Below are 21,292 nucleotides of genomic sequence, written 5' to 3'. Positions count from 1 at the left end.
GGACGATCGCGGACCGGGGGACGCGCCGGCGAGCGGCCCTGCCTCAGCTCTGGTTGAAGAAACCGTCGACCGGACGGCTCGCGACCTCGCCGCTGACGATCTCCGTGTCGGCGGGGGTCAGGAGGAACACGCGGTTGGACACCCGCTCGATCGAGCCGCGCAGACCGAAGATCAGGCCGGCCGCGAAGTCGACGACCCGCTTGGCGTCGGAGGCCTCCATGTTCGTGAGGTTCATGATGACCGGGACGCCGTCCCGGAAGAGTTCGCCGATGTGCCGGGCGTCGCGGAAGCTGTCCGGCGTGACCGTGCCGATCCGGCGGCCGTGGTCCTGCGCGGACTCGGACGCCACCTTGACGCGAGGGTCGGTGACCCAGGCCTCGCCGGAGCCGGACTCCCGCTCATCGGCGTAGTCGTCGTCGTAGTAACGCTCGTCATCGTTGTCGTCGACGAGGCCAAGCCAGGCACTCGCCTTGCGCACCGATCCCATGGACGCCTCCTCTCGCAGCGGTCTTTCGTGCTTTCCGCATCCCTATCGTCGTCCATGATGCGGATGTCTCGCCAAGTGGATAGACGCCGCACGGGGGTTTCGTGACGGTACTGGTGCAGAACGAATTCGTCGAGAGTCCATGTGCCCCAAGGGCTCCGCTGTACACACCTGCTGACAGGGAGTGAAATAATATTGTTCGCGGCGTATGGGTGAGTCGGGGGCCGACCGGGTGAACGTTCCGGCGGCTACGATGCCGCGACGCCGGCGGGCACGCGGCGGCGCGCGAAGACACGGGGGAGTGTCGTGTTCGGAATAGTCAGGCCCTGCGCTCATCGCCTCGGCGAAGGGCTGCGTACGCAATGGATGGCGCATCTGTGCGGTCTGTGTCTCGCATTGCGCACGGACCATGGGCAGTTCGCCCGGGTTGTCACCAATTATGACGGCCTGCTGGTCTCGGTTCTGACGGAAGCTCAGTCCGGGCCCACCACCGGAGGGCGGCGCACCGCCGGGCCCTGCCCGCTGCGCGGGATGCGCACCGCCTCCGTGGCCCAGGGTGAGGGCGCGCGGCTCGCCGCCGCCGTCTCGCTGGTGCTCGCCTCCGCGAAGGTCCGTGACCACGTCGCCGACGGGGACGGACTGCTCGCGCGCAAGCCGGTGGCGCACGCCGCGCGCCGGATCGCGACGAACTGGGGGCGCGCGGGGGCGCGTACGGGATCCGACCTCGGGTTCGACACGGCCGTGCTGGTCGACGCGGTGGACCGGCAGCTCGGCATCGAGGCGCTCGCCGGGCCGGGCACTGGGTTGCTGACGGTCACCGAGCCGACGGAGACGGCCACGGCGGCGGCTTTCGCCCACACCGCGATCCTGGCCGGACGACCGGGCAACGCCGAACCACTCGCCGAGGCCGGACGGCTTTTCGGACGGCTCGCCCATCTGCTGGACGCGGTGGAGGACCGTACCGTTGACGCCGCCGCGGGCGCGTGGAATCCGCTGACCGCCACCGGGACCTCGCTCACCGAGGCCCGGCGGCTCGCCGACGACGCCCTGCACGGCATCCGACTCGCCCTGCGCGAGGTCGACTTCGTCGACGGCGGACTGGCCCATCTGCTGCTGGCGCACGAGTTGCGCAGGTCGGTGGACCGGGCCTTCGGCGCCGTGCCGGTGTGTTCGGCGCATCGGGGGAGCGGGGCGCCGGTGCCGGGTGATCCGTACGCCGGGGGCGGCGGGAATCCCTATGCGGGCGGCGCCGGTGGACCGTACGCCGGCGGCAATCCGTTCGCCGGTGGCGGGGGCTACGGGGCGGGCGGGGGTGGTGGCTTCGGCGGGGTGCCGCAGCCGCCGCGGCGGCGGGGGTTCTGGGCGGGGTGCGGGATGTTCACCCTGCTGTGCTGCACCTGCCGGATGTGCTGTGCCAAGGAGTACGAGGGCCCCTGGTCCCGGAAGAAGCGCGAGGGCTGCTGCCGGGACTGCGACTGTGACTGCTGCGAGGCGTGCGAGTGCTGTGCTTGTGACTGCTGAGACGGCAGCCGGACGGCGGGGAACATCGGCAAACAGGCGGACGCGAGGGGAGGCGTGCGTGTGTGAAGGCCAGGGGCGAGAACGCGAACGGCGCCCCTCGGAAACGGGGCGCGCGGTGGGGTCGGCTCAGTTCAACAGGAGGAGGACCACACTCGACCGAAGTCGATGTGGGAGCGCTTGACCAGCCACTGCTGCGGATGCATGGAGCAAGTGGAACAGGCATCCGAGAGGGAGTCAACCGACGTGAGACGGAGCGCCCACAGTTCGGACACCCTTGACAGTGAGGGGAAAGGTCGCCGTACTCTCGGCGCAGACCGCTGCTGAGGGGCTCGGTCGCCCCGCGTCCGTCTCCATCGACGCACTCCGTGTGAAGGCACCCGTGTTCGACTCGGACATCACGGAGCCTTTCGCATGCCGTCTGCCTCTTCCTTCCCCTCCTCTCCCCACTCTGCTTCCTCCCCTCACGCCACGTTCTCCGCGCGCCCGTCCCTGGTGATCGTCGGGGCCGGGCCGCGTGCCACCGGACTGGTCGAGCGGATCGCCGCCAACGCCGGTGAGCTGTACGCGGGAACGGGCTTCGACATCCATCTCGTCGATCCGCACCCGCCGGGGGCCGGGCGCATCTGGCGGGCGGACCAGTCGCCGCTGCTGTGGATGAACTCGCAGGCCGAGGACGTCACCATGTTCACCGACGAGACGGTGCGGATGGACGGGCCCGTACGGGAGGGGCCCACGCTGCACGAGTGGGCGGGGCTCGACGGGCGGACCTTCCCCGACCGGCGCATACAGGGCGAGTATCTGCGCTGGGTGCACGAGAACGCCGTCGCCGATCTTCCCCGAGGGGTCGAGGTCCACCATCATCCGTGGCGGGCACTCCGGGTGAGCGGACCGGCCGAAGGGCGTCAGCAGGTGTGGCTGGAGGGCCGCCCACGGCCGCTGCCGGCGGATCTCGTCATCCTCGCGCTCGGTCACCTGGACGCCGAACTCGACGACGAGCAGCGGGAACTGGCGGAGTACGCCCGCGCCCACGGGCTCGTCCACCTGCCGCCGGACTTCACCGCCGACAGCGACCTGTCGCTGCTGGCCCCCGGGGAACCGGTGCTCGTGCGGGGCTTCGGGCTCGCCTTCGTCGACCTGCTGGTGCTGCTGACGGAGGGGCGCGGCGGGCGGTACGTGCGCCACGAGGGCGACGGGGACGAGGAGTTGACGTATCACCCGTCCGGGCGGGAGCCCGTGCTGTACGTCGGGTCGCGACGCGGGGTGCCCTACCGCTCGAAGATCGGGTACGACCTGGACGGGGAACGGCCGCCCCTGCCCAGGTTCTTCGGACCGGCCGAGGTCGACGCACTGCTGTCACGGGCGGCCGGGTTCGACTTCCGGGGCGATGTGTGGCCGTTGGTGGAGAAGGAGCTGGGGTTCGCGCACTACCACCGGCTGTTCACCGCGCATCCCGAGCGGACGGCCATGGCCTGGGCGGACTTCGAGGAGAAGTACGCGGCGGCGGACGCGGGCGAACGGGCGGTGCTGGTGGCGTCGGCGGTGCCGGACGTGGCCGACCGGCTGGACCTGGCCGCGCTGGACCGTCCGCTGCGGGGCGTGAGATACGGGACGCACGAGGAGTTCCAGGAGGGGCTGCGCGGCTATGTCGAGGCCGACCTGGCCCGCCGCCACGATGACTCCTTCAGCGCCGACCTCGGGGTCTTCTTCGGGCTGCTGTCCGTCTACGGGCAGTTGATCCGGCTCGGTGACGTCGGGACCTGGTGGCACGGGTTCTTCAGCTTCCTCGCCTCCGGGCCGCCTGGTCCCCGGCTGCGGCAGCTGCTCGCCCTGTCGCGGGCCGGCGTCCTGCACTTCGTCGGCGCGGACATGGGCGTGGTCGCCGAGGGCGGGGTGTTCCGGGCGTCCAGTCCCACCGTGCCCGGGGGATCGGTCGAGGCGAGGGCGCTGGTCGAGGCGCGGTTGCCGGAGCCGACGGTGGCCCGGGTCCGCGACGGGCTGCTGCGCGGGCTGTACGACGAGGGGGGTGTCGTCGAGACGGCGGAGGGGCTGGTCGCCGTCGACCCCGCGGACGGGCGCGTACTGGACCGGGCCGGACGCCCCCACCCCCGGCGCTTCGCGCTCGGGCCCTACACGAACAGCCGTACGCCGGGGGCCTTCACCCGTCCGCGTACCGGTGGCCCGGCCTTCCGGCAGAACGACGCGACGGCTCGGGCCGTACTCGCGGTCCTGCGCGACCTGGAGTGCCGCGCGGCCGCGTGAGGGGGCGGCGTCCTTGCGGGGACGGGCGATCGGGCGGTCGGTCGGAAGCGGGAACGGCGGAGCAACGGAGAGAGGTCGGTCGGTATGGAGTCGTCGTACGGTCGGGGGCGGTTGCACCTGGCCGCCGCCATCGATCAGCGCGCGGTGGGTGACGTGGGGGCGTTCGTCGAGCTCGCCCGGCTCGCGGAGCGGGGGGTGCTGGATTTCGTGACGCTCGGCGACGCGGCCGGGCGGCCGGGGCCGGACGCGTCCGCGGTGCTGGCACGGGTGGCGCCGGAGACGGTGCGGGTCGGGCTGGTGCCGGCCATGGCGGCGCGTGCCGAGCCGTCGCGGGCGCGGGCGGCCGTGGCGACGCTCGACTGGGTCAGCCGGGGGCGGGCCGGATGGTGGATCGAGGAGCCCGGCCCGCAGGAGCAGAGGGAGGCCCGGCGGTTCGGGCGGTGGCACGTCGCGTCCGGGGATGAGCCGGGGCGGGACGTCGGTGGGCAGGGCGACGCGGCGGCCCGGGGGGCAGGCTGCGAGGACGGTGCCGCCGGTGTCCGTGCCGACGGGAGCGAGTGGTCCGACGGCAGGGTGGGGGACGAGGGCCGGGTGGGGGACGGTGGCTGGGAGGAGGACGGCCGGGAGGAGGGCGGCTGGGAGCGGAGCCACCGCGTCGAGGGTGCCGAGAGTGCCGAGGACGCCGGGGCCCGTGTGCGGGGGCCCGCGATCGTGCCCCGGTCGCCGCAGGGTCGTCCCGTGCGGGTCGTCGACGCGACCGAGGGGGAGAGCCGTGGGGCAGCCGCCCGGTACGCGGACGTGGCCCTCCTGCGGGTCACCGACCCCGCCCACGCCGACGCCGTACGGGAGGAACTGCGGGACATGGCGGCCCGGTTCGGGCGGGACCCCGATGAGCTGCGGGTGCTGGCCAGTCTCGGAGTGGATCTCGGCGGTGGTGAGCACGCGGCCGAGCCGGGACACGGCGGGGGAGGTCCACGGCGGACCGCCGACGGCCCGCTGTACCGGGGCGGACCCGTGGACCTCGCCGAACTGGTCGCCGCCTGGCACCGGGCCGGGGCCGTGGACGGCTTCCATCTCGTCCCCGTCGAGCCGCGCCGGGACCTGGAACGGCTCGTCAACGCGACGGTGGCGCTGCTCCAGCACCGTGGCCTGTTCCGCACCTTCTATCCGGGCAGCACGCTCCGCGAGCACCTGGGTCTCGCCCGTCCCGTCGGCGGGTGCGCCGCGACGGCGAGAGCGCGGGGGAAGGCCACGGGGGCGGCGTCATGAGCGTGGGGAGGGGCGGCGGGCGGTGCCGTGCTCGCGCGTCGGGCCGTCGAGGGCCCCTGGGGGCGGGCCCGAACGGCTGAACGGCCCAACAGATGACTTCCGGACACCCCCGGGCGGTGGACCCCCGTACTCCGACCGGGCGCCTCGGAGGGTGTCCTGCGCCCCGGCCGACGATAGTGGTGATCGACGCTCCCGGGCCCTGCGGCCTGCTCCGACGACCCGTCATCGGGCCCCGCCGGGAGCCGATCAGGATTTACACAGAACCCGCACATATGGCCTGATGGGGTCAACTGGAGTGGAGGGCGCGCCGGTTGGGTTCCCGAGAGGCCGAAAGGCACCCTTGCGTGGGTCGGCGGTACGGCCGAATACTTCCCCCCAGCGCCTTGTCAGGGACACGGCGTGTCCGGAATCCGGACCGCGTCCCTGATCTGCGCCTCACGGGCCCCGACCCCACGCGGGCCCCCGACTTCCCTTTGGAGGGAACGAACAGTGAGGATCAAGCGCACCACCCCCCGCAGTGGCATAACGAGACGGACTCGGCTGATCGCCGTGGCCACCGGACTCGTCGCCGCGGCCGCCGTCACGGTCCCCACCGCCAACGCGGCAGGCGCCCAGACGTTCAGCGCGTCCGAGTTGAAGAGTGCCAGCTCATCGGTGCTCAAGGCTGACATCCCGGGTACCGCCTGGGCGATCGACCCGGCCACCGACAAGGTCGTCGTCACTGTCGACAGCACCGTCTCCCAGGGCGAGCTGGCGAAGATCAAGGAGGCGGCGGGCGACAACGCCGGCGCCTTGACGATCAAGCGGACGCCGGGCAAGTTCAACAAGTTGATCAAGGGCGGCGACGCCATCTATGCGAGTAGCTGGCGCTGCTCCCTCGGCTTCAACGTCCGCAGCGGGAGCACCTACTACTTCGTGACGGCCGGTCACTGCACCGACGGTGCGGGCACCTGGTACTCCAACTCCGGCCGCACCACGGTCCTCGGTTCGACCGCCGGGTCGAGCTTCCCGACCAACGACTACGGTCTCGTGCGCTACAGCAACACGTCCATCGCCAAGGACGGCACCGCGGGCAGCGTCGACATCACCAGCGCGGCCACCCCGAGCGTGGGCACCAACGTCATCCGTACCGGCTCCACCACCGGTACCCGTACCGGACGGGTGACCGCCCTCAACGCGACCGTGAACTACGGTGGCGGCGACATCGTCTACGGCATGATCCAGACCACGGTCTGTGCCGAGCCCGGCGACTCCGGCGGCCCGCTCTACGGCAGCAACGGCGTGGCGTACGGTCTGACCTCCGGCGGCAGCGGCAACTGCAGTTCCGGCGGTACGACCTTCTTCCAGCCGGTCACCGAGGCCCTGAGCGCGTACGGGGTCAGCGTCTACTAGGCCGAACGGGATCAGGCCGAACGGAACCGGCGCTCTTCCCCCCGGCGCCGGCCCCCCACCCGGCGGCAGCCGGTAACAGGCGAGCCCCCGCACACCATGTGTGCGGGGGCTCGCCCTCGTTCGGTGAGTCGGCTGCGGGGCGGTGGGGCTTCTCGCGCAGTTCCCCGCACCCCTGAAAAGGCGGGGCCGCGCCCCTGCCTTTTCAGGGGCCCGCAGAGTCGTTGTTCTCAGGCCGCCAGAGTCGTTGTTCTCAGGGCCGCAGAGTCGTTGTTCTCAAGGCCGCAGGGAACTGTGTGACCGGCCCCCCCACTGACCTTCCACCGACAACACACGCCACTGAGTTCGGCCCACGAGGGGCGAGTTTCGGACAGGACTAGACCTCGCTCGTTGCGGAGGGGTTCGTTGCTTCCTGTGTTTGCAGTGTGAATTCCTGCGAGTGTGAGGCGGGGCGTTACCGGACGGTAATGGCATAGGGGGCGTGCGCCGTCGTCGTGTGCCCGGCCTGAAGTCGACCTTGTGTGCCCCGTGTGCGCCTAGGAATAGTGGGCGCCGCAGAGTTGGCATGGACGCGGCGTTTTCTTTCGTCCGTCGCCTTCCTGCCCGTACGAATTGCGGCCGAGCCGGGCCCCCACGCCCCTCTCGGCCAACCCCCCACAGGAGGACGCGAGTTGAAGCACCGACGCATACCCAGGCGCCGTGCCGTCGTGACGGGTGCGGGCATCGCCGCGCTGGTCGCCGCGGGAGTGACCTTCCAGACTGCGAACGCGAGTGAGACCGCGCCGGCCCCCGAGCTGAAAGCGCTCACCGTCATGGCGGCCGGAAAGCTCGCCCGGACCCTCGACGCGGACCTCGGCGCCGACGCCGCGGGAACGTACTACGACGCGAAGAGCAAGCTCCTCGTCGTGAACGTGCTCGACGAGTCCGCCGCCGAGACCGTCGAGGCGGCCGGCGCCAAGGCCCGCCTCGTCGAGAACTCCCTCGCCGAGCTGAAGAGCGCCCGGACGACCCTCACGTCGGACGCCACCATCCCCGGCACCGCCTGGGCCACCGACCCGACCACCAACAAGGTCGTCGTCACCGCGGACCGCACCGTCTCCAAGGCCGAACTGGCGAGACTCACCGAGGTCGTGGACGGCCTCGGCGCCAAGGCCGAACTCAAGCGCACCGAGGGCGAGTACAAGCCCTTCGTCGCGGGCGGCGACGCCATCACCGGCGGCACCGGCCGCTGCTCCCTCGGCTTCAACGTGGTCAAGGGCGGCGAGCCGTTCTTCCTGACGGCCGGTCACTGCACCGAGGGCATCTCCACCTGGTCGGCCGGCGGCCAGGTCATCGGCGAGAACGCGGACTCCAGCTTCCCGGGCGACGACTACGGCCTGGTGAAGTACACCGCCGACGTCGACCACCCGAGCGAGGTCAACCTCTACAACGGCTCCGCGCAGGCCATCTCCGGGGCCGCCGAGGCGACCGTGGGCATGAAGGTCACCCGCAGCGGCTCGACCACGCAGGTCCACAGCGGCACGGTCACCGGACTCGACGCCACCGTGAACTACGGCAACGGCGACATCGTCAACGGCCTCGTCCAGACCGACGTCTGCGCCGAGCCCGGTGACAGTGGCGGCTCGCTCTTCTCCGGCGACAAGGCCATCGGCCTCACCTCCGGCGGCAGCGGCGACTGCACCTCGGGCGGCGAGACCTTCTTCCAGCCGGTCACCGAGGCGCTGTCGGCGACGGGCACGCAGATCGGCTGACCGACCGGCTGACCGGCCGACCCGGCCGACCGGCTGATCAGTCGACCGGCCGCTCTGCCGGTCTCCTCTTCAGGGCCGCCATCACCACGGTGATGGCGGCCCCCGCCGCTGCCCAGGCGGAGAGCACCAGGAGCGGGCCGGTGGTGTCGTTGCCCTCGAAGTAGGCGATCGAGCGGGCCACCCACACACCCGCGCCCGGGGGGAGCGCCGGGCCGATCGCCGCCCAGAAGGGCGGCAGCAGCGGCGACGGCAGCGCGCCCCCGGCGCTCGGGTTGCCCGCGATCACCACCAGCAGGACGGCCACGCCGATGCCGGCGATCCCGAAGACGCACTGGAGCGCCAGCGTGGCCGCGCCCACCGCGAAGACGACCAGTGCCCCCAGTCCCCACAGCGCCGCCACGCTCCCGGGCAGTGCGCCGAGGACCGGCCCGGCGATCACCGCGCCGCCGAGTCCGCCGACGATCGCGAACAGGGCCAGGACGCCCAGCCGGATGGTGCCGCGCCGGATGTTGGTGGGCCGCGCCCCGGCGCTCATCGCCAGCGCCGACGCGCACAGATAGCCGCCCACGCACCAGCCCACGACCAGATAGAAGGACGTGAGCCCGTTGGCGTCCCCGGTCTCGGCCGGGGCCACGTCCACCGTGCGCAGCGTGCGGCCCTCGGGCCGCTCCAGCGCGGTGACGAGCGTGGCCAGCGCGGTGGCGAGGGTGCGACCGCCGCCGGAGGCGACCAGCAGGGTGTCGGTGGTGCCGGCCGGGTCGATCAGCAGGGCGCCGTCGATCTCCCGGCCCACGATCTGCTCGCGCGCCGCCGCCCGGTCGGCCACCGCGCGCGGGTCCAGCGGCTCTCCCGGCAGCCGCTCCAGCCGGTCCACCGCCTGCTCGGCCGCCGCCCGCGGCGCGACGACGCCGAACGGCACGTCCCTGAGCCTCGGACTGTGCAGCGCCCCCACGTACGAGGCGATGAAGAGCAGCTGCAGGGCGAGCACCCCGACGACGAGCAGGGTGGCCCGCGGTGTGATCCCGTCCCTGAGTTCGCCGGCGAAGGATCGGGGGGCGGGGCCGGACGTCTGTGTCATGTCCCCACGGTCTGGGGCGGACGACGTTTGCGCAGGTGGGATGGAGCCGAATGGTGGTCGCACAGAAGTTCGAAAAGTGGTCTATGGTGGAGACGAGGAGGCTGGGAACTGATGTTCGAGCCGAGTGGCTGACGAGTGACCGGGCCGGTGGCCGGGTCGCGGCCGGGGCGGTGGCCCGGTCGTGTGGTGGATCGAGTGCGGGAGGTGTGTGTGCCGGGGTTCACGCATCTGCGCACCGCCTCCGGGTTCTCGTTGCGCTACGGGGCCTCGCATCCGGAGCGGCTGGCCGAGCGCGCCGGTGAACGGGGCATGGACGCCCTCGCGCTCACCGACCGGGACACCCTCGCGGGCGCCGTCCGGTTCGCCAAGGCCTGTGCCGGGGCAGGGATCCGTCCGCTGTTCGGGGTGGACCTGGCGGTGGAGGTGCCCGCCGCCGCCGTGCGTCAGGCGCGACGGCGCGCTCCCGTGCGCGGGGGTGCCTTCATCGACGAGTCGACCCCCCGGGTGACCTTCCTCGCGCGCGAGGGTGCGACCGGCTGGGCCGAGCTGTGCAGAATCGTTTCGGCGGCGCATGCGGGTGGGGGCCCGGGCGGGGGCAGGAGTGAGGTCCCGCCGTTGCTGCCCTGGTCGGAGTCCGCCGCCGAGGGCCTGACCGTGCTCCTGGGCCCCGCCTCCGACGTGGGGCGCGCGCTGGCCGCCGGGCGCCCCGACCGCGCCGCGAAGCTCCTCGTGCCCTGGCGGGAGAGGTACGGCGACGCCCTGCGGCTGGAGGCCGTGTGGCACGGTCGCGAGGGCACCGGCCCCGGTTCGCTGCGGCTGGCCGCCCGGACCGTCGGCTTCGCCGCCGAGCAGCGCGTACGGCCCGTGCTCAGCAACGCCGTCCGGTACGCCGATCCCGGCATGGGCCCGGTCGCCGACGTCCTGGACGCGGCCCGGCGGCTCGTCCCCGTCGACCCCCGGGGCGAGCTGGACTCCGGCGAGGCCTGGCTCAAGGGCGCGGACGCCATGCTGGGTGTCGCCGAGCGGGTCGTCGAGGCCGCCGGGTTCCGCCGCGACACCGCGCACCGCCTGCTGGAGCAGACCCGGGCCACGGCCGCCGAGTGCCTGGTCGACCCGGAGGACGACCTCGGCCTCGGCACCGTCCACTTCCCCGAGCCGTACCTCGTCGGCGCGGCCCGCCGCACCGCCCAGCGGACGCTGGCCTCACGGGCGGCGGCCGGGATGGTGCGGCACGGCTACGACGGCCGCCGCGCGTACTGGGAGCGGATGCACCGGGAGCTGGACGTGATCGCCCACCACGGCTTCGCCTCCTACTTCCTCACGGTCGCCCAGGTCGTGGACGACGTACGGAAGATGGGCATCAGGGTCGCCGCGCGCGGCTCCGGCGCGGGCTCCCTGGTGAACCACCTCCTGGACATCGCGCACGCCGACCCCGTCGAACACGGCCTGCTGATGGAGCGGTTCCTGTCCGAGCGGCGGGTCGCGCTGCCCGACATCGACATCGACGTGGAGTCCGCGCGCCGCCTGGAGGTCTACCGCGCGATCATCGGCCGCTTCGGCACCGAGCGGGTGGCGACCGTCGCGATGCCGGAGACGTACCGGGTCCGCCACGCCGTGCGGGACGTGGGCGCGGCCCTCTCCCTGGACCCCGCCGACATCGACCGGATCGCCAAGTCCTTCCCGCACATCCGGGCCCGCGACGCGCGCGCGGCGCTCGAAGAACTGCCCGAACTCAGGAAGCTGGCGGGGGAGCTTCAGCGGGAAGGAGCGAGGTACGGCCGGCTGTGGGAGCTGGTCGAGGCGCTCGACGCCCTCCCGCGCGGAGTCGCCATGCACCCGTGCGGGGTGCTCCTGTCCGACGCGTCCCTGCTGAGCCGTACGCCGGTGATGCCGACCAGCGGCGAGGGGCTGCCCATGTCCCAGTTCGACAAGGACGACGTGGAGGACCTCGGGCTGCTCAAGCTCGATGTGCTGGGCGTGCGGATGCAGTCGGCGATGGCGCACGCGGTGGCGGAGGTGGCGCGGGCGACGGGGGAGCGGGTCGACCTGGACGCGCTCGACTTCGAGCGGGGCGCGGGCGATCCGGCGACGTACGAACTCATCCGTTCCACCGAGACGCTGGGCTGCTTCCAGATCGAGTCGCCGGGGCAGCGGGACCTGGTGGGGCGGCTCCAGCCGGCCACCTTCCACGATCTCGTGGTGGACATCTCGCTGTTCCGGCCCGGTCCGGTCGCCGCCGACATGGTGCGGCCGTTCATCGCGGCCCGGCACGGGCGGGCGCCGGTCCGCTACCCGCACGACGATCTGGCGGAGCCGCTGCGGGAGACGTACGGCGTGGTCGTCTTCCACGAGCAGATCATCGACATCGTGCACCTCATGACCGGTTGCGGCCGGGACGAGGCGGACCGGGTGCGGCGCGGGCTGTCCGACCCCGAGTCGCAGGGGCGGATCCGGGTCTGGTTCGCCCAGCACGCGGCGGCGAAGGGATACGACGCCGAGACGATCCAGCGGACCTGGGAGATCGTCGAGGCCTTCGGGTCGTACGGCTTCTGCAAGGCCCACGCGGTGGCGTTCGCGGTGCCGACGTACCAGTCGGCGTGGCTGAAGGCGCATCATCCGGCGGCGTTCTACGCGGGGCTGCTCACGCACGACCCCGGGATGTACCCCAAGCGGCTGCTGCTGGCGGACGCGCGGCGGCGGGGGGTGCCGGTCCTGCCGTTGGACGTGAACCGGTCGGCGGTCGCCCACCGTATCGAACTGGTGTCTGAATCAAGGAGGTCGGGAGAGGAGAAGGCCTGGGGAATCCGGCTCGCTCTCTCCGACGGCCACGGCATCAGCGAGGCGGAGGCCGCGCGGATCGCGGACGGACAGCCGTACGCCTCGCTGCTGGACTTCTGGGAGCGGGCCCGGCCGAGCGGGCCGCTGGCCCAAAGACTGGCCCAGGTCGGCGCGTTGGACGCCTTCGGGGCCAACCGGCGTGATCTGCAACTGCACCTGACCGAGCTGCACCGGGCCGGCCGGGGCGCGGGCGGCGGTCAGCTGCCGTTGGCGGGCGGGCGGCGGACCGCGTCGGCCGGACTGCCGGACCTGTCCTCCGCCGAGCGGCTCAGTGCCGAACTGGGCGTGCTGTCGATGGACGTCTCGCGCAATCTGATGGACGACCACCGGGTGTTCCTCGACGAGCTGGGCGTGGTGTCGGCGCGGCGGCTGCGCGAGGCGCGGCACGGGGAGACGGTCCTGGTCGCGGGCGCCAAGGCGGCGACCCAGACCCCGCCCATCCGCTCGGGCAAGCGGGTCGTCTTCACCACCCTCGACGACGGCACCGGCCTGGTCGACCTCGCCTTCTTCGACGACTCCCACGACGCCTGCGCCCACACCGTCTTCCACTCCTGGCTGCTGCTGGTGCGCGGGGTGGTGCAGCGGCGCGGCCCGCGCAGCCTCAGCGTGGTGGGCGCGGCCGCCTGGAACCTCGCCGAGCTGGTGGAGCTGCGGCGCGAGGGCGGCCTCGACGCGGTGGCACCCCGGCTGGCGGAGCCCGTGGACACCGGGAGCGCCCCCGACGACGCGGCCTCCGACGGCGGACGGCGCGGGGACACCGGCCGCCGGATCCGTATGTCCACCGGCTACCGGATGCACCCATGGGCCGACCTGCGGCCCGCGGGCGACGAGCCCTCACAAGGTCCTTCTCAGGTACGGAAGTTGTGGCACCAGAGTCCAGGGAGTGCGGGATGACCATCCTCTGCGTACGTTTCCAGCTGCCGCCGAAGTACGAGGCCGCCCTGCCCGGCCTCCTCGGTGTGGTCGAGGACTTCACCCCGGTCGTGGAGGCCCTGCCGCCGGACGGAGCACTGGCCGACCTGCGGGGCGCCGAACGGTACTTCGGCCGGGACGCCGAGGAACTGGCCCGGTTGATCCGGGTCCGCGCCCTCGCCCTGTACGGCGTCGACTGTCTGATCGGCGCCGGGCCCGGACCGCTGACGGCGCGCCTCGCGCTGGGGGCGGCGGCGCCCGGATCGCCGTGCGCGGTGCCCGAGGACCTCGTCGTGGACTTCCTCGCCGAACTGCCCGTCGCCGCGCTGCCCGGCGTCGGCACCGCGACCGCCCGCACCCTGGGCGAGTACGGCCTGGAGACCCTCGGCGGCGTCGCCTGCGCCCCCCTGTCCACGCTCCAGCGCCTGGTCGGCGCCCGGACCGGCCGCGACCTGCACGAGAAGGCCAACGGCGTCGACCGGGGCCGGGTCGTACCGAACGCCGTCGCACGCTCGCTCGCCACCGAACAGACCTTCTCCCTCGACGAGTTGAACCCGGACCGGCACCGCCGCGCCCTGCTCGCCGGCGCCGCCGAACTGGGCTCCCGGCTGCGCGCCCTGGAGAAGGTCTGCCGCACTCTGACCCTCACGGTCCGCTACGCCGACCGGTCCTCGACGACCCGCACCCGCACCCTCCAGGAGCCGACCGCGCACTCCCCGGCGCTGACCTCGGTGGCCTACGCCCTGTACGAGGCCCTCGGCCTCCAGCGGGCCCGTGTCCGCGCGATCTCCCTGCGCGCCGAGGGCCTCACTCCCGCCGGCCAGGCCTCCCACCAGCTCGCCTTCGACCCCGTCGACGAGAAGGTCCGCCGTATCGAGGAGGTCGCCGACCGCGTCCGCGCGAAGTTCGGTCCCCGCGCGGTGATGCCGGGGACGCTGGCCGCGTAACCGCCCTCGTGCGGTGCTCAGTTGGCCCACGGGGGCACGATCCGCGTGCCGTCGGCCAGCTCCGCCTCCAGGCCGAGGGAGGTGGCGACCCAGGTGACGGCGGTCTGCGTCGTCGGGTTCTCGACGGCGAGGGTGGCCCCCGAGTTGATGATCAGCGTGTCGCCGGCCCGGACCCGCTCGGTGCGGCCGTCCAGCGTGACCACCAGCTCGCCGCTGAGCAGATGCAGGATCTCCTCCTTGGTGACCGTGTGCGCGGGTGCCTTGGTTCCGGCGGGGATCTCGCCCCGCCAGGCGGCCAGTTCCCTGCTGCCGGTGCGGGGAGTGGCGTACGAGACGAAACGGGCGCCGTGGATCTCGTGCGTGACGGCTTCGGACGAGCGGACGACTGGCATACGGGTCTCCTTCGGTCTTCAGGGCTTCCGAGGTCCTCGGAACACTCGGTCGATGCGAGCGAATGGTCAAGCTGCTTGACCATCTGCCTCTATGGTCAAGCAGCTTGACCGATCCGTCAACGGTGTTTCAATGCAGACGTGCAGAACTCCGAAGCCCTCGCCCTGACCGCCGCCCTGCTCGCCGCCGCGGGTGATCTGACGCGGCGCATCGACGAGGGCGTCTCCGCGCGGGGCTTCGACGGAAGGCCCTCGTACGGCTACGCGTTCACCCGGCTCGCCCCGGACGGCGCCACGGTCACCGACCTCGCCGTCCATCTCGGAGTGACCAAACAGGCCGCCAGCCAGCTCGTCGACGAACTGGTGCGCAAGGGGTACGTCGAGCGTCGGCCGCACCCCACCGACGCCCGGGCTCGGCTGGTCGTGATGACCGGACGCGGGTGGGCCTGCGCCCGCGCGGCCGAGGAGGTGGCGGCCGAGGTGGTCGCCGAATGGGTCGACGTGGTCGGCGGGGAGGGTGAGATGCGGGCGTTGCGTGATCGGTTGTCGCGTATCGCGCCCTACGGTCCCATCAGGCCCGCCTGGTGACGATGTGACGTCACGTGTCAGTGCCCACGATCATCACTTGAAGTTTTTACTGACGCGTAACTTCCCACTTTTTCTACTCGCCCGTAACTTGGCGCATTAGAACAGCATCCTCGTGATCCGGATCACAGGGCGTACGCCGTCGCACATCCCTTGAGCCGCAAGGAGATCACTCGATGCTGCCCTGGAAGCGCCTGATCAGACCGCTGGCCGCCCTGTGCCTGGCCGCCGCGGCCACCGTCGTCCCCGCCACCGCCGCCGAGGCCGCCGACACGGCCGCCGCACCCAGCCATGGCTGGAACGACTACTCCTGCAAACCCTCCAGCGCCCACCCCCGCCCCGTCGTCCTCGTCCACGGAACGTTCGCGAACTCCGTCGACAACTGGCTCGGTCTCGCGCCGTACCTCGTGAACAGGGGCTACTGCGTCTACTCCCTCGACTACGGCCGACTTCCCGGTGTCGCCTTCTTCAACGGGCTCGGCCCCATCGACAGGTCGGCGGAGCAGCTCGACGCCTTCGTCGACCGGGTGCTCGCCGCGACCGGCGCCGCCGAGGCCGACCTCGTCGGCCACTCGCAGGGCGGCATGATGCCCCGCTACTACCTCAAGTTCCTCGGCGGAGCCGCGGAGGTGAACGCCCTCGTCGGCATCGCCCCCTCCAACCACGGCACCACCCTGAACGGTCTCACCGGACTCCTCCCGTACTTCCCCGGCGCCGGTGACCTGCTGTCCACCGCCACCCCCGCCCTCGCCGACCAGGTGGCCGGCTCCCCCTTCCTGACCAAGCTCAACGCGGGCGGCGACACCGTCCCCGGCGTCACGTACACCGTCCTCGCCACCAAGTACGACGAGGTGGTCACCCCCTACCGCTCCCAGTTCCTCGACGGACCGAACGTGCGCAACATCGTCATCCAGGACCTCTGCGCCCTCGACCTCTCCGAGCACGCGGCGATCGGACTCCTCGACCGCATCGCGTTCCACGAGGTCGTCAACGCCCTCGACCCCGCCCACGCCACCCCGACGACCTGCCTCTCGGCCGTCGGCTGACACGTGTGCGTACGCACCGCCGGGGCCGCCCGGCGGTGCGTACGCATGCTGCCGGGGCCTGTCCGGCCTGAGCCGCCCGACAGGCCCCGGAGGTCGTCAGCGGCCGTGCCGGCCGGCGGTCGTCGCGCGGCGGCGGGCCGCGGCGAAGAGCAGGGCGGAGCCGAGGGCCAGGACGGCCGCGCCGCCGAGGGCCACAGAGGGCGTCATGCCCTCGCCGCCGGTGTCGGCGAGGCCCTCCGCACCGCCGGCGGGCTCCGCGAGACCGGCGGTGCCCTCTGCCTTCGCCGCTCCGGTGTCCGTCGTCGACTTCGCGGTCGGCGAGGCGTCGTCGGAGGCGGCCCTGCCGGTCTTCGCCGCCGACGCCTTCGGCGACGGTGTCGGGTCCGTCGTCGTGTGCGCGTCGTCGTCGCCGTGACCGCCGTGCTCGACCGTCGATGCGTCGGTGCCGTCCTCGATCTGCTCCTCGGAGGGCGCCGACGCGCTCGGACCGGAGGAGGCGCCGCCGAAGGTGACGTCCGAACAGGAGTAGAACGCCTCCGGGCTGTCCGAGCGCTGCCACACCGCGTACAGCACATGCCTGCCGGAGCGCTGCGGGAGGGTGCCGGAGAACGTGTAGAAGCCGCCGGACGCGGCCGGGTCGGTGGCCTTGGCGACCGGGTGCGCGAGATCGAGGTCGTCCCAGCCGAGCGGCCGGGACGGATCGTGGCCGGGCTTGGTGACGTACACCGCGAAGGTGCCCCTGTGCGGGGCCGTCACCCGGTACCGGAAGGTGTACGACCCGGCGCGCACGCTCGTCGCCGGCCAGTCGGCGCGGGCCAGGTCGAGGCCCTTGAACGCCTCGTCGCCCGCACCGCACAGCTCACCGTCCGGGATCAGCTCCCGGTGGCGGCCGGCCGCGTCGCCGATCCGTACGCCGTTCCAGTCGTAGAGCGCCTGGGTGCCGCCGGCCGAGACCGCCGCCGCGCAGGCCGCCGACCGCGGGCTCTCGGGGCCCTCCGCGTAACACTGCGCCACCCGGCTCACCGGGTCGCCCAGCGAGCCGTGCGCCCTGGCCGGTCCCGCGGCGAGGACGGCCAGGACGAGCGGGGCGGCACCGACGACACCCGCGGTGGCGAACGCGGCGGCCGTGCGACGGCGACGTGCAGCGGGCATGGCGGGGCACTCCTCACGCGGTCCTGGACGGCTCCGGGGTCGGTCCCGGGTGCCGGGGGCGATCAGCAAGCTAGCCCCAGAGAACCGTGAGAACGCCTGCTGGGGGCCGGTGCGGGAGATCCTTATGGTGGCGTTAAGGAGGGGCTAACCGAGGGCTCAGGAACGGGCGTTCCCCTACGGCCGATGATCGGTTTCTTACCCGGGCGCGGAACAATGCGGTCGCCCGCGTCAGTTGACGACAGGTCGAGGACCATTCGCCCAGAAGAATGAGGAGCGCCCATGACCGCCGTACGCGGAACCACCGTGGACATCGCCACCCAGGACGGCACCGCCGACGCCTACCTCGTCCACCCCGACGACGACGCCGCGCACCCTGCGGTCCTCTTCTACATGGACGCCTTCGGGCTGCGGCCGCATCTGCGGGCGATGGCCGACCGGCTGGCCGGCGCCGGGTACACGGTCCTCGTGCCCAATGTCTTCTACCGGTCGGGGCGGACCCCGGTGTTCGACCTGCCGGAGTTCATCGACCCGGCCGCGCGCCCGGAGATATGGGGCCAGATCCTCCCCGCCATGCAGGCGCTGACACCGGAACTCGCGCTGCGGGACGCGGCGGCCTACCTGGACACGCTGGCAGACAGCCCGCACGCCGCCGCCGGGCCCGTCGGGATCACCGGCTACTGCATGGGCACCCGGCTCGCCCTGCACACCGCCGGTGCCTTCCCGGAGCGGGTCGCCGCCGCGGCCGGCTTCCACGGCGGGGGCCTGGCCACCGACGCCCCGGACAGCCCGCACCTGGCGGTGGCCCGGATCACCGGCGAGGTGTACCTCGGCCACGCCGACGAGGACCCGTCCCTGCCGCCGGAGCAGATCGACCTGCTCGACAAGGCGCTCACCGAGGCGGGCGTCCGCCACCGTACCGAGGTCTACGCGGGCGCCTCGCACGGCTACACCCAGGCAGACACGGCCTCCTACGACGCCGAGGCGACGGCACGCCACTGGACCGCGCTGCTGGACCTGCTGGACCGCAACCTGTCGCGGCGCTGACCCGGCCCGGTACGGGCCCCCGGTACACGAGCGTGCCCTCGGCCGGGCCGAGGGCACGCTCCTGCACGACGTGGTGACGCGGAGAACCGGAAATTCACCCCGCAGCGCGGCCCGAGGGCCGGGTACGAGGTCGTGGAGGGCCGTCCGCCGGACGGCGTGGTCGGATGGTCGGTGGGCCGGGGGCGAGCGGTCAGCCGTCCGGCCACCAGGTGCGCGCGATGTCCTTGCGCACTTCCCGGCGCTCGACGGGGCGTTCGTCGGCCTCGTCCCGCACCTGGCGGGACGAGGACTTCCTCAGGGGCTTCTGCACGGTCGTACGGCGCATGGCTGCCTCCTTGCGTCCACCGGGTTCCGCGTTTTCACGGAGGTAGACCTTTTCCGGGAGCGTTACTCATCGTTCGTGCTCTGTCAGTGGCGGCTGTCACCATCTGGACTGTCAGTGGCAGGTGTCACTCTGGCGGCATGACCAACATCGACGACGGCGAAACCTCCCCGGACCTTCGAACACCGGACGACCCGGCGGCAGATGACCCTCCGGAGGCCGTCGACTGGGACGCTCAGGCGCCCGGTTTCGACGACGAATCCGATCATGGCCTGCGGGAACCCGCCGTCCGGGAGGCCTGGGCGGCCCGCCTGCGGGACTGGCTGCCGCCTCCCGCCCGCGATGTGCTCGACCTCGGCTGCGGCACCGGCAGCCTGTCACTCCTCGCGGCCGAGCAGGGACACCGGGTGACCGGGATCGACTCCTCCCCGGCCATGGTCGCCCTCGCCCGCGCCAAACTCGCCGGGCGCCCCGCCGTGTTCCTCGTCGGCGACGCGGCGGTCCCGCCCGTGGGGGAGGAGCGGTTCGACGTCGTCCTCGTCCGCCATGTGCTGTGGACCCTGCCCGACCCGGGCCGCGTCCTGCGCCACTGGTGCGGCCTGCTGCGGCCCGGCGGCCGGCTCGTGCTGGTCGAGGGGGTGTGGGGCGCTCTCAGCCCGGTCGGCATCTCCGCCGAGCGGCTGCGGGGGATGGTCGCGCCCCTCGTGGCCGACGCCGAGGTGGTGCGGCTGGAGGGCGACGCGCTGCTGTGGGGCCGGACGGTCCAGGACGAGCGGTACGCGGTCGTGGCCCGCCTCTGACCGCCGTCCCGGGCCGGAGCCGGAGCCGCCCCCCGGCCCACACCCCCGCCGACGCCGACGCCGTTCACGCCAGCAGCGACTCCAGGCCCCCTTCGACGGTGGCGAGCGCCTCCAGTTCGTCCAGGGCGGCCACGGCGGCCGCCGCGACCGCCGGATCGCTCTGCGCGAGCCCGCTCTCCTCGAACTCGTCCTCGTCCAGCCGCAGTACGGCCGTGCCGTCGGCCGAGCGCCACAGGTCCAGGTCGAGATCCTCGACGACGAGTTCCCCGCCGGCGAACGTGGCGGGCCGGGTGACGTCGCAGTACCAGCCCTTCAGCGCGCCCCGCGCGTCACGGACCTCCTTCACGGCGTACCACCGGTCGCGCCAGAAGTACTCGGTGAACACGTCACCCGGCTCGAACCGCACGAACCCGAAGTCCCGGACGCCCTCGCCCGCCCAGGCGGCCCGCACCGCCACCCGGACGCCGTCGTCGCTCAACAACCGCGCGGGGTAACGGATCTTCGTACGGCCCGCCTTGAGCAGGACGACGTCCACCTCGTACGCCTCGCCTCCGGATTCAGCCCAGTTCACGGACATACCGCACCTCCGTCGCGCAGATCTCGTACCCGAACCACCTGTTGACCGCCAGCATCGGGCCGTTGCCGGCGTCGTTGCCCGTGAAGGCCTCCGTGCAGCCGGCGGCCCGGGCGCGGTGCAGGGAGTCGTTCTTGGCGAGCTTGGCCAGACCCCGGCCGCGGAAGGCGCGGGCGGTGCCCGTCATCCCCGTGAAGTAGCGGTCCCGGCCGTCCGTGCGGACCGCGGTGAACGCGGCGGGCGTGCCGTCCACGACGACCACCGTGCTCAGGGCGTGGTCCAGCAGCGGGTGGCGGTAGGTCTCGGCGAGCCACCGCTCGTAGTCGTCGAACTCCGCGTCCAGATCGCCGGGTTCGTCCGCCGACACCTCCGCGTCCAGGTCGAACAGGGGGCGTGGGTCGTCGGCGAAGTCGGCGGCCGTGCGCAGCTCCGCACCCGGGGGCGGTGTTCCGGGCGGGGGGAGGGTGCCGTGGGCCAGGTCCAGGCGGAGGAAGTGGGCGGAGCGGCTCGGGGCGTAGTCTCGGCGCTCGGCGAACGCCCGGTTCTCCGGGGTGTCCAGCACCCACGACAGCAGCCGCTTCGCCCCCACCGCCGTCAGCCGCTCCTCGGCCGCGCGCACCAGCAGAGCGCCGGCCCCCCGACGCACCTGCCGCGGGTGCACATAGACGTTCAGAAAGCCCTGGCCCGGCACGGGGCTGTCGTCGGCGATGCCCAGCTGCGCGGTGCCGATCACCTCGCCGTCCGCCTCGGCGACCAGCTGCCCGTAGTGCGCCTCGGGAGCCGCTCGGGCGGCGTCGTGGAGCACGGACTCGGCGGTACCGACCATGAAGGGCAGGGCCTGCCGCCGTACCGCCGCGAACGCCTCGGCGTCCGCGGGGTCGGCGGCGCGCAGGGCGCGCACGATCACTGTCATGGGTGCGCACGGTACGGGG

18 protein-coding genes are annotated in these 21,292 nt (G+C 72.8%); 11 read left to right on the top strand and 7 right to left on the bottom strand.

The genetic code is table 11. The features are described from left to right. Positions 1-43: 43 nt before the first annotated feature. Positions 44-487: a cell division protein SepF gene (locus H4687_RS10385; RefSeq protein ID WP_046914714.1), complete on the bottom strand. Its 444-nt coding sequence runs from the start codon at positions 485-487 to the stop codon at positions 44-46. Between the two features lie 303 nt (positions 488-790). Between H4687_RS10385 and H4687_RS10380 the strand changes: the two genes are divergently transcribed. The 5 genes from H4687_RS10380 (at position 791) to H4687_RS10360 (ending at position 8,673) form a co-directional block, all read left to right on the top strand. Next, positions 791-2,005, top strand: coding sequence for a DUF5685 family protein (locus H4687_RS10380; protein WP_078907267.1), 1,215 nt, complete (start codon positions 791-793; stop codon positions 2,003-2,005). 492 nt (positions 2,006-2,497) lie between these two features. Next, the gene (locus H4687_RS10375) at positions 2,498-4,264 is read left to right on the top strand and encodes an FAD/NAD(P)-binding protein (protein ID WP_046919546.1); all 1,767 of its coding nucleotides are present in this window, start codon (positions 2,498-2,500) and stop codon (positions 4,262-4,264) included. A gap of 84 nt (positions 4,265-4,348) precedes the next feature. Then, positions 4,349-5,533 carry an LLM class flavin-dependent oxidoreductase gene (locus H4687_RS10370; RefSeq protein ID WP_050398499.1) on the top strand — a complete coding sequence of 395 codons (1,185 nt, stop codon included), beginning with the start codon at positions 4,349-4,351 and terminating at the stop codon, positions 5,531-5,533. Between the two features lie 489 nt (positions 5,534-6,022). Next, a complete protein-coding gene (locus tag H4687_RS10365) occupies positions 6,023-6,925 on the top strand; it encodes a S1 family peptidase (protein ID WP_050398500.1) in 903 nt (300 codons plus the stop codon). A 668-nt stretch (positions 6,926-7,593) separates the two neighbouring features. Continuing rightward, positions 7,594-8,673 (top strand): S1 family peptidase, encoded by a 1,080-nt coding sequence (locus H4687_RS10360; RefSeq protein WP_046919762.1) that lies wholly within the window; start codon positions 7,594-7,596, stop codon positions 8,671-8,673. Between the two features lie 37 nt (positions 8,674-8,710). Here H4687_RS10360 and H4687_RS10355 read toward each other — a convergent pair whose 3' ends face one another. Further along, positions 8,711-9,751 (bottom strand): membrane protein, encoded by a 1,041-nt coding sequence (locus H4687_RS10355; protein ID WP_046919763.1) that lies wholly within the window; start codon positions 9,749-9,751, stop codon positions 8,711-8,713. A 210-nt stretch (positions 9,752-9,961) separates the two neighbouring features. Between H4687_RS10355 and H4687_RS10350 the strand changes: the two genes are divergently transcribed. Together H4687_RS10350 and H4687_RS10345 are read left to right on the top strand one after the other, a co-directional pair. Continuing rightward, a complete protein-coding gene (locus H4687_RS10350) occupies positions 9,962-13,483 on the top strand; it encodes a DNA polymerase III subunit alpha (RefSeq protein ID WP_050398502.1) in 3,522 nt (1,173 codons plus the stop codon). Then, a complete protein-coding gene (locus H4687_RS10345; protein WP_046915900.1) occupies positions 13,480-14,448 on the top strand; it encodes a DNA polymerase Y family protein in 969 nt (322 codons plus the stop codon). The genes H4687_RS10350 and H4687_RS10345 overlap by 4 nt, the downstream gene beginning before the upstream one ends. Positions 14,449-14,465: 17 nt before the next feature. Here the strand turns inward: H4687_RS10345 and H4687_RS10340 are convergent, their stop codons facing one another. Then, positions 14,466-14,840: a cupin domain-containing protein gene (locus H4687_RS10340; protein WP_046915901.1), complete on the bottom strand. Its 375-nt coding sequence runs from the start codon at positions 14,838-14,840 to the stop codon at positions 14,466-14,468. Positions 14,841-14,978: 138 nt separating this feature from the next. Between H4687_RS10340 and H4687_RS10335 the strand changes: the two genes are divergently transcribed. Continuing rightward, a complete protein-coding gene (locus tag H4687_RS10335; protein WP_046915902.1) occupies positions 14,979-15,425 on the top strand; it encodes a MarR family winged helix-turn-helix transcriptional regulator in 447 nt (148 codons plus the stop codon). Positions 15,426-15,598: 173 nt separating this feature from the next. Then, on the top strand, positions 15,599-16,468 hold the full coding sequence (locus H4687_RS10330; protein ID WP_046915903.1) for an esterase/lipase family protein: 870 nt from the start codon (positions 15,599-15,601) through the stop codon (positions 16,466-16,468). A 96-nt stretch (positions 16,469-16,564) separates the two neighbouring features. Here the strand turns inward: H4687_RS10330 and H4687_RS10325 are convergent, their stop codons facing one another. Next, on the bottom strand, positions 16,565-17,620 hold the full coding sequence (locus H4687_RS10325; RefSeq protein ID WP_046915904.1) for a lytic polysaccharide monooxygenase auxiliary activity family 9 protein: 1,056 nt from the start codon (positions 17,618-17,620) through the stop codon (positions 16,565-16,567). A 279-nt stretch (positions 17,621-17,899) separates the two neighbouring features. Here H4687_RS10325 and H4687_RS10320 point away from each other — a divergent pair, with 279 nt between their 5' ends. Continuing rightward, positions 17,900-18,664, top strand: coding sequence for a dienelactone hydrolase family protein (locus tag H4687_RS10320; protein WP_046915905.1), 765 nt, complete (start codon positions 17,900-17,902; stop codon positions 18,662-18,664). A 190-nt stretch (positions 18,665-18,854) separates the two neighbouring features. Here the strand turns inward: H4687_RS10320 and H4687_RS47470 are convergent, their stop codons facing one another. Next, the gene (locus H4687_RS47470) at positions 18,855-18,989 is read right to left on the bottom strand and encodes a hypothetical protein (protein ID WP_005485045.1); all 135 of its coding nucleotides are present in this window, start codon (positions 18,987-18,989) and stop codon (positions 18,855-18,857) included. Between the two features lie 137 nt (positions 18,990-19,126). Between H4687_RS47470 and H4687_RS10315 the strand changes: the two genes are divergently transcribed. Further along, positions 19,127-19,786, top strand: coding sequence for a class I SAM-dependent methyltransferase (locus H4687_RS10315; protein ID WP_046915906.1), 660 nt, complete (start codon positions 19,127-19,129; stop codon positions 19,784-19,786). Between the two features lie 64 nt (positions 19,787-19,850). Here H4687_RS10315 and H4687_RS10310 read toward each other — a convergent pair whose 3' ends face one another. Both H4687_RS10310 and H4687_RS10305 read right to left on the bottom strand, forming a co-directional pair. After that, positions 19,851-20,363, bottom strand: coding sequence for a DUF402 domain-containing protein (locus H4687_RS10310; protein WP_046915907.1), 513 nt, complete (start codon positions 20,361-20,363; stop codon positions 19,851-19,853). Then, the gene (locus H4687_RS10305; protein ID WP_046915908.1) at positions 20,344-21,273 is read right to left on the bottom strand and encodes a GNAT family N-acetyltransferase; all 930 of its coding nucleotides are present in this window, start codon (positions 21,271-21,273) and stop codon (positions 20,344-20,346) included. Before H4687_RS10305 ends, H4687_RS10310 begins: the two co-directional genes overlap by 20 nt. Between the last annotated feature and the right edge of the window lie 19 nt (positions 21,274-21,292).

The organism is Streptomyces stelliscabiei (genome assembly GCF_014873495.1).
GTDB lineage: Bacteria > Actinomycetota > Actinomycetes > Streptomycetales > Streptomycetaceae > Streptomyces > Streptomyces bottropensis.
Note: the sequence above shows the minus strand (reverse complement) of the source record. Positions and strands in the feature narration are given on the sequence as shown.